The organism is Paenalicyclobacillus ferrooxydans (genome assembly GCF_001399675.1).
Lineage (GTDB): Bacteria > Bacillota > Bacilli > Alicyclobacillales > Alicyclobacillaceae > Alicyclobacillus_B > Alicyclobacillus_B ferrooxydans.
In genome coordinates, this window is the sequence record NZ_LJCO01000047.1 from 38718 (window position 1) to 53198 (window position 14481).

Here is a 14481-nt window from a genome sequence, read left to right on the forward strand (position 1 = left end):
CTATCTCCTTTTCGTGAGTCCCTGGATAACCCAACTGATATGGACTCATAACCGATTCAGCACAGCATATGCGACCGTGTCCGAACAGTTGTGCAGTACTGACGTCAGACGTCTGCGGCTGGTCAACCGCGTAAGATTAGGACCATGTTGTCGAGCCAAGTGCCTGCCTATTACTGACCCAGCCACACCGCCACTCAAGGTATCCGCCTGTTACCACCCAGCCCCATGCTGCGAGTCAAGGTATCCGCCTGTTACCACCCAGCCCCATGCTGCGAGTCAAGGTACCGCCTGTTACTACCCAGCCCCATGCTGCGAGTCAAGGTACCCGCCTGTTACCGACCCAGCCATGCTGCCAGTCAAGGTGCAGTTACACTGCTATTCATGCGATCTCGCTTGTACTCCTTGAGTGCCTTTGCCAGCAAATCCATGCGCCTCGGTTGCCTGTATCCCCCTCTTGGGCCTTTTGCGTTTAGCCACAGAGCCATCGCCTCCAGGTGATCCCCGATGATGAGACGTGTGAGCGGAACGGTTAAAGTCATCCCCGATCCACGTCCGGGACGTCTGTGGTTGATCTTCCTTCGGCGATTGGGACGGACCACATCCACATAGTGGACAGCGGCTATATTCAATCCTTGTAAGACCGCCTGAACCGTCATCCGGGGCGGTACTGCCAGATCGACCGGTGCGAGGCACTGAAGCGCTCGCTCGCTGAGGGCATGCGGGATGGCGGTCGGCGAACTAATCTTCAAATCAGGTCGACCGACCATCAGATTGAGGAAGCGTTTCATGGTGCTTACCGGATCCGACTGCGCCAAAGGCCTTACGCCTTGGGAGAGATTATTCAGTGCAACGTCAACTCCTCGGCTTGTCACAGCGCGAACAAACGGGCGAAGGTTTTGTGCAGCTACCGGAAAATCAGCATCCACAAAAAGTGTTGGGGAAACCTGCTGCTCAGCCTGCTTTAACGCGCCTATCGCTCGCGGAACGTCGTGTCCAAGGGCGTGGTCAAAGTGAAGCACATTTGCCCCGGAGTTTGTCGCGTACCGAGCAGTGCCATCGCTCGATCCGTTCTCCACCACACACACTTCCCGCACACCCGCGCGGTTGATGTGGCGGATGACCTGCGCGATGGTCTTGCCCTCATTTCGCGCCGGAACGACCGCCAATACCGCTGATGTGCGGGTAACCCTGCGTGCCAGGGGAGCCGCGGGAGACTGCCCAACCGTCGATGCCCGAGCAGGTGTCGGAGTCTGCCCAGTCGTCGATGCCCGAGCAGGCGTCGGAGACTGCCCAACCGTCGATGCCGGAGCAGGTGTCGGAGTCTGCCCAGTGGTCGATGCCGGAGCAGGTGTCGGAGTCTGCCCAGTCGTCGATGCCCGAGCAGGTGTCGGAGTCAGCCCGACCGTCGGTACCGGAGCAGACGTCCGTGACTGCGCATCCGCAGGCAGGGGGCCAGTGGAAGTCATATGGACATCGTCACCAGCACCGCCGATCGGCGACGGCAACGCTGCACGATTTCGGATCGAATCGATGAAATATCCGCGCTCTCCGAGATGCCGGATGAGGTGGTAGAAGGCTTCAGCGTGATCGCCGAGTATAACGTCTTTCAGATTGTATGAAAACGGCCGCCTTGCCGGTTGTGGATTGCGCAGACCAACTTGGCTCAGGGCAGCAGCGACAACGCGGTATCCCTTGAGAACGGCCAGCGTGCAGAATACAGGCGGCGTGGCCAAGTGCTCCGGACCGATGGCTTCGATAACATCGCGACGAATCGCGTGCGGGACTGCTGTCATCGACGCTGCCTGTAAGTCCGGCCTGTCGAGTGCCAGATTCAGCGCCCTCTTCGCGACTGCCGTTGGGTGATGGTATCGCGGGTTTCCGCGTGTTGGATAGCGGTTTAAGGCGACATCGGATCCCAATGTGAGACTGCGCAAAAACGGTCTCAGTTCCGCCAGTGTCCAATTGATGTCCGCGTCTAGAAACATGACGTACTTTCCAGTTGCTGCCATTGCACCAATCGCTCGACCTGTATCGTGCCCGAGTGGTTCGGGGTAGGAGATAAGCCGAGCACGGCTTCCCGCGATCCGCTTCAGAGTATCGCTTGGACAATGATTTGCCACAACGATAACCTCTTTGACAGCAGGCCAGGATCGGAGTCGGCGGATGAGCGTTCCAATGAGGGGTGCACGGCCAAACGCAGGGATCACAACGCTTAAACTTCCCCGGACAGTTGAAGATGTGGGCGTACTGGATTTCGTGAGACGTTTAGATTTGCCGACCGGCCGTCGAGCCCTCTGTGGGCGGGCTGTCCCGACTTGACGGTGTTGTTTGCTCCGAACGCGGGCAGGACTGGCGGCAGGTTGATGATTCCGAACGCGGGCAGACCGGCTGACCACAGGTTGACTCTTGTTTGCGCGCCGGGTGCCGCTTTTTGGAATGCGGTTCTGCATGGTTTGCCCCCCTCCAATCGGCTTGATCCTATGTACAGGCTATTCGATAGCGGGACAGAACGTTGGGGCATCTGTGGAGAGTCATCAAAAAGAGGCGGACAGCCATCTGGACACAGGGGATGAGTACGGACATAGCCCAGATAACGTCGCAGCATGAAGCATGAAGCATGAAGCATGAAGCATGAAGCATGAAGCATGAAGCATGAAGCATGAAGCATGAAGCTGAAGTGCGGGGTACAAGGGTCTTGCCTTCTGCAATTCGGAACGTGTCAAGGACTGGTATAATAGCGTCATCTGGGATGACAAAAGGAGCGGTTCGATTGGCACAAAGTGATGTGTACCTTCAACGAATCAAGACCATGCAACAGGAATTAGCAAGTGAGGGGCTCGATGCGGTTATTGTCACGTCGCCCGCCAACTTGTTCTATTTTGCCGGCGTTTGGCTTGAAGTGGGAGAGCGGGCTACAGCACTGGTTATTCGTCATAATGCCGATCCGCTATGGATTGTCCACGCGATGTTCGCAACCGAGGCTGCACAATCGCAAGTGCAGAAAAGCCTGTGGAAGGACGGGGAGCAGCCGTTTGACCGGATCGCAGAAGCAATTGGTTCGGGCAGCCGCTTTGCGGTTGACGGGGACTGGGAAGCGCGGCATGTTCTTTCCTTGATTGCGGCTGTTCGTAAGCTGTCGAGTAGTGCTGGCGAGAGTCCGTTGCCCGTTGCCGCTGACAGCATTGTGAGTCAGCTCAGGGCACGTAAAGATCAGGTGGAGTTGGACAAGCTTCAGCGCGCATCGGACAGGGCTGACGAGGTTGTAGGGAAGCTGAAGGGGGCCATTCAGACCGGATCGACCGAGCTTGAATTGGCAAAGCGTTTGGCGCAGTTGTGGGAGGACTCCGGATCGGAGGGGATGTCGTTCCCGCCGATTGTGGCTATTGGCGCGAACGGAGCAGCACCGCACCATGAGCCGGATGGAACAGAGATTTCATCTCAAACAGCGACCACAGTGATTGTGGATACCGGTGGGTTTTACGATCGCTACGTGAGCGACATCACGCGGACGTTTGTGGTCGGGGAGCCGACGGATGAGATCCGTGAGGTCTACGATTTGGTGCTTGCCGCGAATCTGGCGGGCATTGCAGCCGCAAAGCCGGGTGTCTCGCTGTCTGACGTGGATGCGGCAGCCCGTGCTGTGATCGAGGCTGGTGGATACGGCGAGTACTTTACGCATCGGACGGGGCACGGCGTTGGTGTCAGCATTCACGAGGCACCTTTTGTGGTTGCCGGGAATGAGATGAAGCTCGAAGTCGGAATGGTGATGAGCATTGAGCCTGGCATTTATCTGCCAGGAAAGTTTGGGGTACGGATTGAGGACCTGATTGTCATTGAAGAGGATGGCGCGAGGCCGCTTAATCAGGCACCAAAGCAGCTTGAGGAAGTCACAATTCGTGTGTGATAGAGTCTTTGCGTCCCGTGGGCGCAGAGGTGGACGGGAGGGTTAGAACAGGGGGCGCGAGGTCACTCAGGTCACTCAGGTCACTCAGGTCACTCAGGTCACTCAGGTCACTCAGGTCACTCAGGTCAGCCGATTAGATGGGGCCCCGCCCCCGTTCACCTCAGCAGAACGAACAATTTTTCCTTTAATCGGGGTTTTTCAAGGTTAAGAAGGAGAACAGCGAACAATTTGTTCGCTGTTTCCGAATTTCATAGGTGAATTCGGCAGTTTGGGAGGCATAACGAACATTACTTCCCTTGTGTAGAGGAGCTTCGCCGACAAATACCCGACAGCGGAAGTTTTGTTCGTTAGCGAGCCACGTCAACCACGTCAACCACGTCAACTGTTGTCCCGAACTTTAACTGGTTGCGTTCGGCGACTTAGTTAACATCGCAATCGGAACTGCGAACTCTATCCCATTTGAACCGCGGTAACCCCACGCCATGATGCCTTCCAGCTTGGTCACCGTGATGGTGTCTTTTTCTTCAGTCAGGTGGTAGGTTTGCCCGATAGTCGGGATGAACTCATTCTCAATCAAATAAGACTTAGCGAGGTACCACTTTTTCATGAGGACTTCGTATTCGCTCCAGTTTTCGGTGTTGAATGCTGCCTCGCCTTGGTCTCGCAATTTATCCATTTCACGCTGTAATTGGTCTGCGGTCATTGTACTGTAGAGGGCCATCTTCTCTTCTCCTTAATGAATGTTCTCCCTCTTCTATTGTGCCACAGATGTGTTCTGCTTGTCCTGCCTTGCAGCCCAAGCCAGCCCAAGCCAGCCCAAGCCAGCCCAAGCCAGACTTAGCCAGACTTAGCCAGACTTAGCCAGACTTACCGGGCGTTGCTGACACGGATACGTAGAGTTGGCTCACGACGACGACGGTGTTGACGTGGATCGTGAGTTGCTGTTGATCGACGGTGATGGTTTTTCCATCGATGAGGTGGGATATGAGTTCAGGTCTTCGCTGTAACGTCACGAGCGGCTCGCCTATCAAGAAGGCAAGTTCTTGCTTAACGACCTGGATGACTTCAATTTCGGAGAGCCCATCAGGCGCATCAGCATTCACTCGAATGCTTTCAACAACGGGCACATTAGTGGGGCTGTTGAGGCGTTTGTTGAGCTGTTCCACCTGTTGTTGGAGGTCACTGTTTTCATTCGTTACCTTTTGCAGTTGCAGATATTGGTTATCATAGGCTTTGCCCTGATAGGCAAGGGTGCAACTGGCTCCAAATAACGCCCCAATCAAAAATCCTGCCACCACAGACTTGGCTACAGCCATGAGATTTCACTATCCGATGCAAGCCAACGAATCAGCAGCGCCCCCAATTGACAGCCGATAAAAGCAACAGCCAGATATGTGATTTGACGGCCGACAGGAACGAGATCGCGCTTTAGAAAACCCGACTCCAAGACTTTCAGGGTATCCATTGTTCCACCGAGTGTCGCCACCATCGCCCAAATCTTCAGGTCCTCAGATAGCCGGACCATCACTGAAAGTGGGGGGGTATGGAACAAAAGTGCCCCTAGTCCGCCCAAAAGTGATCCCCCAAGGACCATTCCCATGGACACAAAAAAGTCGATAAGAAGGTTTGCCGTAAAACTGATTGAGGAAGTCATGTCCGAACACCTCCTGAAGCCAACCCTGCAGATATTTCAAATGAATTGCTACTCAAAGATTACGGGACAAGACTCATAAATATTCCGGAAAGGGCTTCCGTGAAGAAGAAGCAAATGCAGGAGATGAAAAGGTGCGTTATAATAATTAAATGGATTTTTCAAGGAAGCGGATGTGAATTACAGTTCTGATGCCAAATGCTGAGCACAAATGGACACTTGCACAATTAAATCGCCCACTTCATGGCAGTTTTAAACTCGGTCCAACGTGGAACTCATTGGGGCGTGGTGAACTTTGGAGCGAGGACACCGCCGGCGCAGAAGATTTGGTTCGGCTTGCGGACGCGCTCGTTCCCACCATTGGATCCGACGCAGCCTCTCTGACGACAAACTCGGATTCGGGAAGTGTGACCCTGCAGTGTGACGGCAGGGTATTGATTGACGTACTCATGACAGCGGCCCGATCTGATGAGAGTATGCTCTCACCGGAGCTGCAACTGTTGGTGCGACTCGTGCGCTTGGCTGCCGATATTGTGTCTATTCATGATGTGGTGGCTTTTGCAGCACCTCGAGACACGTGTCTCAAAGACGTCATTGCGGCGTGTGTAGAGTTTGCACGGCAGGAAGAGGAAGGCGTAGGACGATGGACATCAAAAGGTGCATTTGCTGCAGCCTGGTTGCCGGCATGGAGTCTGCCGCAGCACAGGGCACTGCGGGCCCTTTATATCAGCGAGGCAGAGTGCACAACTATACGAACGACGGAGGAAGCCTCGGAATGGGTCGATGGGTTCTTGTTCCTTTGCATCGATGCGTTTGTTCGTGACAATGTGACCGTCCCGCCGGTGCGTGAGGCAGAGCCCAAATCGGGTGGGGGTTCGTCTTACCGCATCATGTATCGAGGCGAAGAGGAAGTTTTGACCGCCTGGCAAACTGCACTCAGCAACGCCAACAAATCGGGCACTGCATCAAATATAGAAAATACAGAGTTTGAAGCGGATGGATGGCTCGTTTGCCGAACGATGAAACAGGTCTTTCAACAGACAGGGTGGAGCGGAGATTGGCTGCAGGATCGGAGTGGGAAGTTTGACTATTATCTCGAACTTCAACTTGTGCCGCCGTTTGATGGTGAGTCGAGTTGGCATCTGCGTTACTTCGTCGCACATCGCTATTGGAATGCCAAACGCCCACTGTCAGATTGGTGGGAGCAACCTGGGCGGGACTTTGCGATAGGGCGCGCAGTGTTGAAGGACATCGACAGATGGGTTTTGCCAAAGCTGCTTGAAGCAGCGGATGTGAGTACCGCCATTGAAGATTCCCTGCAAGAACCAAAGACGAGTGAGGCAGTGATTGCACCGGAGGCCGTATTCTCATTTTTGACCCAAGAGGCCTCGGAGCTTGAGGAGCTCGGTTTCCAGATCCGTTATCCGGATATCAAGGAGATGTCAGCAGGGGATATTCGGATCCGCGTGCAGGTCCGGAGAAAGTCACATAAGACAGCGCACGCACCAAGTCATTTACGAGGCACCAGTTGGTTTGATGCCCAGCAACTCGTTGAATTTGATTGGAAAGTCGCGCTAGGCGGTACAGAGCTGTCCGAGGAGGCTTTTCAGCAACTTGTGATGCAACGTTCTCCGCTGGTCCAGTTAGGCGGAAATTGGCGGTTGCTCCCGCTCGACACCATTATGCGGCAGATGGAAACCTTGCGCCGCAGTGCTGATGAGGCTGCAGGGGGCAGCTTTATTGACGTCACCCGCATGGTTTTGCTCGGCGATACCGAAGTTCAGGAAGAGATCCCAGTCGATATTGAGTTTGCAGAAGATGTTCGAGATATTCGCGATCTCGTTTACGCCTTGCTCCAATCTCGACGCCCGACAGGCACAGCCTCGCCGCGGTTATTTCAAGGGAGATTGCGTGATTATCAAAAGATGGGTTACGAATGGCTACTGCACCTGCGCAAGATTGGTTGCGGTGCCGTACTTGCAGATGATATGGGGCTTGGAAAAACGATTCAGGTGCTTGCCTATTGGTGTCACTTGAAAGACGACGCACCGCGAAGGAGCCCGCACCTGCTCATCTGCCCGACTTCACTTTTGCAGAACTGGCGGGCAGAGATTACCCGCTTCGCCCCTACCCTGGCGATTTACGTTCATCACGGTGGAGACAGGGAGTCCAGGCCAGGGTCATTTACAGATCTCATCTCCGAGTATGATGTCGTGATGACGACGTATGCGACGGCGGTGCGTGACGAAGACGTCCTCGTCACCGTGGAGTGGGATTCGGTGGTTGTCGATGAAGCGCAAAATGTCAAAAATCCGGAGACCAAGCAGGCGAAGGTTGTGTCTCAGTTGAATGGGCGTCACCGGATCGCGCTGACAGGTACGCCGATTGAAAACCGGCTCGAAGAGTTGTGGTCCATATTCAGGTTTGCGATTCCAGGCTATCTTGGGAGCTTATCGTGGTTCCGTAGACAGTTTATTGATCCGATCTCGAACCAGGAGAGTGGCCGCACTTCCTGGCAACTGCATCAACTCTTGCAGCCGGTGTTACTGCGAAGAAGCAAAACCGATCCAAACATTCAACTTGAACTCCCGGAGAAGTGGGAAGTGCTGGAGTACGCAGGACTGACGTCCGAACAGGGTGCGCTGTATCAGTCCGTCGTGAATCGACTATTCCTCAGCATTGATGGAACAACGACAACGATGTCTAGACGAGGACAGATTTTGACTGCACTCGTCAGACTCAAGCAGGTGTGTGATCATCCATGTCTCACCGTTGGCGGAAGCCCAGCTGTGAATCGTTCCGGCAAGCTCAAAATGCTCCTTGACCTCATGGATGATGCACTGTCCGTCGGGGAGGCGGCGATTGTGTTTACCCAGTTTCGCAGCATGGGTGAAATCTTGTGTGACGCAATGGAACAACGGTTTGGATGGCGGCCTCAGTTCTTGCACGGTGGCCTTACTTCTGTCACCAGAGGCGAAATTGTCGATGCCTTCCAAAGCGGACGCGACAAGTCCCCAGTGCTGGTGTTGTCTCTCAAGGCTGGGGGAGTCGGCCTGAATTTGACCCGAGCGAACCATGTCTTTCACTATGATCGGTGGTGGAATCCGGCCGTTGAGGATCAGGCGACAGATCGCGTGTTTCGTATTGGACAGACCAAAAACGTCCAGGTGCACAAGTTGGTCTGTACAGGGACCCTCGAGGAGCGGATTGATCATCTGATTCAGTCCAAACGTTCCCTCTCCAAGGCCGTCGTCGGCGAGTCCGAAGGATGGTTGACGGAAATGGACAACGACGCGCTTCGGAATTTGTTTGAGCTCGACGCTGCGTTTGACTTTGAGGAGGAAGAGGTCTGATGGCAAGGCAGGGGGCACAAAAGAGCAACACAAAAAATAACAGTATGATTGAATTGAAGTGGAAGGCCGTCATTGACCGAATTGAAGTCAGTCGTCAGCGACGTGGAAAAGCCATGGAGAAACAGGGGCAGGTAACGACGCTCTCCATCAAGGACGGCCGTATCGTTGCTGAAATTCAAGGTCCAAAGATGCGCTATGCATCTCAAGACTATACAGTTCGGATGCCATTTCTGGATGACGGTACGACGTATCAAGAACAAATTGCAAGCATATTGTTCTTGCGCCCAGACTGGCTTGGTGCATTGTATCGTGGCCAGTGGACGCGCGATTTTTGGGATAGGTTGTCCGAAATGGGACTCGAGTGGTACCCGACTGAGCGAACTGCAATGAAATGGCTCTCTGGTGTGACGTGTACGTGCAGGGAACCTGAAGTGCCTTGTTTTCATGTTGCAGCAGCGTTGTTTGCCTTGTTACACAAGATGGAAGAGAGTCCGCTTTTAGCGCTCGGTTTTCTTGGGTTGGATACAGAACATCTACTTGATAAGGCGCATCACATTGGCGGAACAACCGAGTTGGGAACATCCTTGACGATGGTGGGTCAGAGTCAGGGGATGAAGCTGTTCGGCAAGGAAGAAGAGGCTGTGTATCAAGAAACGGTATTATCTCAGAGTGAGCGAATTCGGCACAGACTCCCGCCAAACTGGGATGAATCTAAGCAAACCATTTGGCGAGAGCGCTACATGGCATGGGAGTGAGACGAATCGCTGTCGTCAGGATGATTTTCGTTCACAGGATGGCTGCCATCTTCGACAGATGACCGTTCTTCCGTGACCTGCAAGGCTTGACGCGAAAAGATGCCAAGTAGAGCTGCGAGAAAAATGATGCTGATGATAAATCCAACGCCCATATCAATTTCCCTCCTTTAAAACGCATGGTAAGGTATAGTTCAGTAAAGGTATAGTTCAGTAATAGAGACGTATGGGAATGACAAAATGTTTCACGCTTCTACAAAAAAATTGGTTTAACAAGGCGCACAAAGTGTCATGGTTGAGATATGACGATAAATCCAGTTGTGTAAGCCGTACATTCAGCAAGGAGGAAACAAAATTGACCAATGCAACCGAAAAACTCAAAATCGGAATCATCTTAGGGAGTACACGTCAAGGACGTGTCAGCCCTCAAGTAGGCACATGGGTAAAAGAGATTGGTGAGCAACGCGGCGATGCCGATTATGAAATCGTAGACATCGCTGAGTATCAGCTGCCGTTCTTCGGAACGACCGATAATACAGACCCTGGGATTGTCGCTTGGAATCAAAAAGTGGCCGGCTTGGATGGCTTCGTTTTTATTGTCCAAGAGTACAACCACAGTATTACGGGGGCGTTGAAAAATGCGCTTGACTCTGCGCGAGACGCTTGGCACAACAAGGCTGCAGGCATTATTAGTTACGGAGCAGTCGGTGGTGTGCGGGCGGCTGAGCATCTGCGCGGTATTCTCGCTGAATTGAAGGTTGCCGATGTCAAGACAAATCCAGCGTTGTCGGTGTTCTTCGACTTTGAAAACAGATCCAAATTTAATCCCCAACCGTTGCACCTGCAAACTGTCAATACCATGCTTGATGAAGTGATGGCCTGGAGCGGTGCATTGAAGAACTTGAGGGCTTAAGTGGGCTTGAAGAGGTGAAAAACTATGAAGTGTATTGGCATCATTGGTGGAATCAGTTGGGAATCCACGGCACATTACTACGCAGCCTTGAATGAGGGTGTAAAGAATCGCTTAGGTGGACTTCACTCGGCTCAAATTCTCTTATGGAGTGTTGATTTTGCGGAGATCGAGGAATTGCAGAGAACGGGAGAATGGGAACGAGCCGGAGAAATTTTCGCGGATGTTGCAAAGCGCCTAGAAGGCGCTGGTGCAGAATGCATCGTCATTGCGGCAAACACGATGCACAAAGTAGCGGATTACGTAACCAAATCTGTTTCTGTTCCCCTGCTTCATATTGGTGATGCAACAGCAAAAGCTGTTTTGAGTGCAATGAAAAACAATGTTCTTTTACTTGGGACTCGGTACACCATGGAACAACCTTTCCTGAAGGAGTGGTTGACCAGTAAAGGATTACATATTGTCGTACCGGACGATGATGACATTCTCGTTGTGAATCAGATTATCTATGATGAACTGTGTCTCGGAGTTGTCACGGATGAATCGCGTCATCGTTTGCTCGATGTCATCTCGCGAAACAAACAACGTGGAATTGAAGGTGTAATTCTAGGGTGTACAGAGCTGGGCATGATACTAGAACCACAACACGTCGATTTGCAGTTGTTTGATACAACCGCCATTCACGTTGATTTTGCATTAGACTTCAGCTTGAACTCCTAAAACCACCGTCCTTGCTGCCCTAACGCTTTAACGGGTGCATCTGGAAGACTTCAGTGAACGGCAGCTCCATAAACACAGCAGTGGAGCGAACGTCATCTCCTGGCGCTTATGCGCTGTAACATACTTGATGTAAAGGCTGGATGCATGTTGGTTCATGCATCCAGCCTTTTTCTTATTCGCAAGCTGAGGGTTGACCAACGTTACCCTGCACTTTACACGAAGGTAATTCGAATAATTTTACGTAAAATTTACACATGCTTAATATTCAATTCACGTTTCGAATTTAGACTGGATTTGTAGATTTTTGGTGTCTCCAGAATCCGTTCTAGGGGGAGGTGAACGGTTCATACGGAATCGCTGTTTAGCCGTATGACCGAGAAGCACATGTCTCAAAACAACAATGTCGTCGAGGCCCTTAATGATGCACCATTAGGTTTATTTCATTTCAGGGCTGTCTTAACCGCGGGACTCGGATTTTTTACAGATGCATATGACTTATTCATTATTGGTGCAGCCCTATCTATCATTAAAACCCAGTGGAACCTGACAACCACACAGGTGAGTTGGGTCGGAAGTGCCACACTGATTGCGACTTTCCTCGGAGCGTTTCTGTTCGGTAGACTTGCAGACATCTTTGGAAGAAAAAAGTTATACGGCTCTGAAGCTTTAATCATGACAATTGGTGCGATTCTTTCGGCATTCTCACCAAACATATGGTGGCTCATTGGCTTTCGGGTTCTGATGGGTATTGGTATCGGAGGGGACTATCCTACCAGTGCAGTTATCATGTCTGAGTTCTCGAACACAAAGGATCGCGGTAAAACAGTCGGCATGGTATTCTCCATGCAGGCACTAGGCACAATCGTTGGTCCGGTCGTTGCCATTACACTGATTGGCGCAGGCGTTCCGGATTCAATTGCATGGCGTTTAATGCTTGGATTGGGTGCCATTCCTGCATTGTTCGTTATCTACCTGCGTCGAACCCTGCCTGAATCCCCGCGTTATCTCGCACAGGTACGCGGTCGTGAAGCGGACGCAGCCAAGAGTATTCGTCAGTATTCAGGTGGCTTGGTCGCGGTCGAAGGCGGGTCCAGCCGTGTCGAAAAGTTGACATTTGGACGTTTCATCACGAATCCGAAATATCTGCTGATGCTGCTCGGTACGGCCGGGTCATGGTTTGTGTTTGACTACGCATACTACGGGAACACCATTTCCACCAGCGCCATTCTCAAACTTGTTTCCCCTCACATGACGCTGATTCAAAGTGAATCTCTGTCGTTGATTATTTTCGCCGTAGCTGCAGTACCTGGTTATATCTTGTCATTTTTGTCCATGGATCGTATTGGACATAAGCGCCTTCAGTTGATTGGCTTCTTGTTCATGGGATTAATGTTCTTGCTGATTGGCGTTGTGCCAAACGTGGCAACTTCCATTCTGCCGTTCATGGTCTTGTACGGGTTAAGTTACTTCTTCGCTGAGTTTGGACCGAACACTACAACGTTCGTAATGGCTGCAGAACTTTTCCCGGTATCGATGCGTACCACGGGTCACGGAATGTCGGCAGGTATTGCAAAAATCGGAGCGTTCATTGGTGTGTTTGTCTTCCCAATACTGAGCAGGTCACTGGGGCTCAAAGGGACCCTGGACATCACCTTTGCGTTTTCGCTTGTTGGAATGCTGCTGACTCTTGTTCTCCCAGAGCCCGCAAGAAAATCGATGGAAAGTTTATCGCATCAACCAGACAGCTCCACACCGGAAATACAAACCGCAACAACAAGTGCGTGAGTAGTAAGCATCTTATGAGGCTCTCGGGAAATTGCCGAGAGCCTCATTTGTTGGGACGGGTAAAGTGCACATAGAAGAGCTCATGTAAGGCTCATATAAGGCTCATATAAGGCTCATATAACATATGAGGCACAGCACATGTAAGGTGCTTACGACACTTTGGTGATACCTGGATAATTCTTATGGTGATCGTTTTGGGAGTGGTCAGCACGCCACTTGATGAGTTCACCTTTAACTAAGCCATTCGTGGTGCGAGTCAAGACGATAATGAAGCATGCCCAGAGTATAGCCAATTGAACGAGACTGGCGATAAAGAACATTGGATAGGAGGTCAGATGGGCCAATGCATATGTTCCACTTGTGAAACTGCCAATTGGGAAGACATAGCTCCACCATCCCATGTGAAAGGGTAGACCATCTCCGCGGGTGGTCAAATGAAGGATAGTATGCATGGATGAAATGATAATCCACCAGACGCCGATCCCCCATAGAGCCACATCAAATATCAGGCCAACGGTGTGCAGAATTGGTGTATATTTCGCCAGTAATCCAACCGTCTGTGTTGGCAATGCACCGAACAATGCCATCGACATACCGACCGGTCCAATCTCAACCCACAGGCTTGGGGCAGCCTCACCGTTTAGCCTCTTGTGATACACCAACCGTGAATAAACGAGGCCGCTGACCATAATGAACAGAAAGCATGTGACACCAAACATAGCGAGTATCAGAGCTAACATTGTGAACTGAGCCGCATGACCATGCCAAGTTGGGATTAGGTTTACTCCAGTCGCCGCTGCAACAATTGGGGGCACAACAGGTATGAGCCATGTTGCCAGTGCTTGATGTGGTTCGACGTGGTGTTCTACAAAGAGCAGATAGGGCACAATAATGACCGTTAGGATCGAAGCAGCCGCACCAGACATCCAGAAAATTTTGCTTACGAGCAGTGCGGAAGTAGTATTGAAAATGTGCGTGCCAATTAGAAAGTAATCGTTTCCGACCACGTTGATTCCCATTGCAAATGCACCGTAAAATAGCGCCCGAGACGGATGTCTGAAATCGTCCAGTGCTTCTTTGGTGTGCACGACCCAACGCAGTATCCAGGAACAGAGCGCTGCAACAAATACCACATTCAAAATGAGAAACAGGACCACGCCTAAGACGTGCTGAAACGGAATTGAGATTGGGGATGTATATGTTAAGGCTGATACAATGCCTATCCCCATGACTGTCGTAAACCAATTTGGACCAATTTGCTTGATGACGCTCATGAGATGTCGCCTCCCGTTTGTGGATACAACGTGATCATAATCCGGAGTGTTGAATAAGTTAAATACATGTTTTATGTTGTTTCTATAAGTGAATCTTATATAATGTTTTGGGAGAGCGAGGTAATCCTGAGT

12 protein-coding genes are annotated in these 14481 nt (G+C 51.7%); 6 read left to right on the forward strand and 6 right to left on the reverse strand.

All coding sequences use genetic code 11. The features are described 5' to 3' along the window. Window positions 1–356: 356 nt before the first annotated feature. The gene (locus AN477_RS11460) at window positions 357–2450 is read right to left on the reverse strand and encodes a glycosyltransferase family 2 protein (RefSeq protein ID WP_054969298.1); all 2094 of its coding nucleotides are present in this window, start codon (window positions 2448–2450) and stop codon (window positions 357–359) included. 320 nt (window positions 2451–2770) lie between these two features. On the opposite strand from AN477_RS11460, the gene AN477_RS11465 reads away from it, so the two are divergent. Beyond that, window positions 2771–3904 (forward strand): M24 family metallopeptidase, encoded by a 1134-nt coding sequence (locus AN477_RS11465; RefSeq protein ID WP_245631798.1) that lies wholly within the window; start codon window positions 2771–2773, stop codon window positions 3902–3904. A gap of 397 nt (window positions 3905–4301) precedes the next feature. Here the strand turns inward: AN477_RS11465 and AN477_RS11470 are convergent, their stop codons facing one another. The 3 genes from AN477_RS11470 to AN477_RS11480 form a co-directional block, all read right to left on the reverse strand. Beyond that, window positions 4302–4625, reverse strand: a complete 324-nt coding sequence (locus tag AN477_RS11470; protein ID WP_054969299.1) for a DUF1811 family protein — start codon at window positions 4623–4625, stop codon at window positions 4302–4304. A 136-nt stretch (window positions 4626–4761) separates the two neighbouring features. Then, window positions 4762–5220 carry a sporulation membrane protein YtrI gene (locus AN477_RS11475; RefSeq protein WP_054969300.1) on the reverse strand — a complete coding sequence of 153 codons (459 nt, stop codon included), beginning with the start codon at window positions 5218–5220 and terminating at the stop codon, window positions 4762–4764. Continuing rightward, window positions 5211–5558, reverse strand: a complete 348-nt coding sequence (locus AN477_RS11480) for a YtrH family sporulation protein (RefSeq protein ID WP_054969301.1) — start codon at window positions 5556–5558, stop codon at window positions 5211–5213. Before AN477_RS11480 ends, AN477_RS11475 begins: the two co-directional genes overlap by 10 nt. 275 nt (window positions 5559–5833) lie before the next feature. Between AN477_RS11480 and AN477_RS11485 the strand changes: the two genes are divergently transcribed. Both AN477_RS11485 and AN477_RS11490 read left to right on the forward strand, forming a co-directional pair. Then, complete coding sequence (locus AN477_RS11485; RefSeq protein ID WP_169787880.1) at window positions 5834–8908, forward strand: DEAD/DEAH box helicase; 3075 nt, start codon at window positions 5834–5836, stop codon at window positions 8906–8908. Then, complete coding sequence (locus AN477_RS11490; protein ID WP_054969303.1) at window positions 8908–9663, forward strand: hypothetical protein; 756 nt, start codon at window positions 8908–8910, stop codon at window positions 9661–9663. Before AN477_RS11485 ends, AN477_RS11490 begins: the two co-directional genes overlap by 1 nt. Here AN477_RS11490 and AN477_RS24505 read toward each other — a convergent pair. Further along, a complete protein-coding gene (locus AN477_RS24505) occupies window positions 9645–9815 on the reverse strand; it encodes a hypothetical protein (protein ID WP_157061923.1) in 171 nt (56 codons plus the stop codon). The genes AN477_RS11490 and AN477_RS24505 overlap by 19 nt on opposite strands. Window positions 9816–10015: 200 nt before the next feature. On the opposite strand from AN477_RS24505, the gene AN477_RS11495 reads away from it, so the two are divergent. The 3 genes from AN477_RS11495 (at window position 10016) to AN477_RS11505 (ending at window position 13075) form a co-directional block, all read left to right on the forward strand. Beyond that, a complete protein-coding gene (locus AN477_RS11495; protein ID WP_054969304.1) occupies window positions 10016–10573 on the forward strand; it encodes an NADPH-dependent FMN reductase in 558 nt (185 codons plus the stop codon). A 24-nt stretch (window positions 10574–10597) separates the two neighbouring features. Beyond that, window positions 10598–11290, forward strand: a complete 693-nt coding sequence (locus AN477_RS11500; RefSeq protein ID WP_054969305.1) for an aspartate/glutamate racemase family protein — start codon at window positions 10598–10600, stop codon at window positions 11288–11290. A 369-nt stretch (window positions 11291–11659) separates the two neighbouring features. Next, window positions 11660–13075, forward strand: a complete 1416-nt coding sequence (locus AN477_RS11505; RefSeq protein WP_054969306.1) for an MFS transporter — start codon at window positions 11660–11662, stop codon at window positions 13073–13075. A 149-nt stretch (window positions 13076–13224) separates the two neighbouring features. On the opposite strand, the gene AN477_RS11510 is transcribed toward AN477_RS11505, so the two are convergent. Continuing rightward, window positions 13225–14349, reverse strand: coding sequence for a TDT family transporter (locus AN477_RS11510; RefSeq protein ID WP_054969307.1), 1125 nt, complete (start codon window positions 14347–14349; stop codon window positions 13225–13227). Window positions 14350–14481 lie beyond the last annotated feature (132 nt).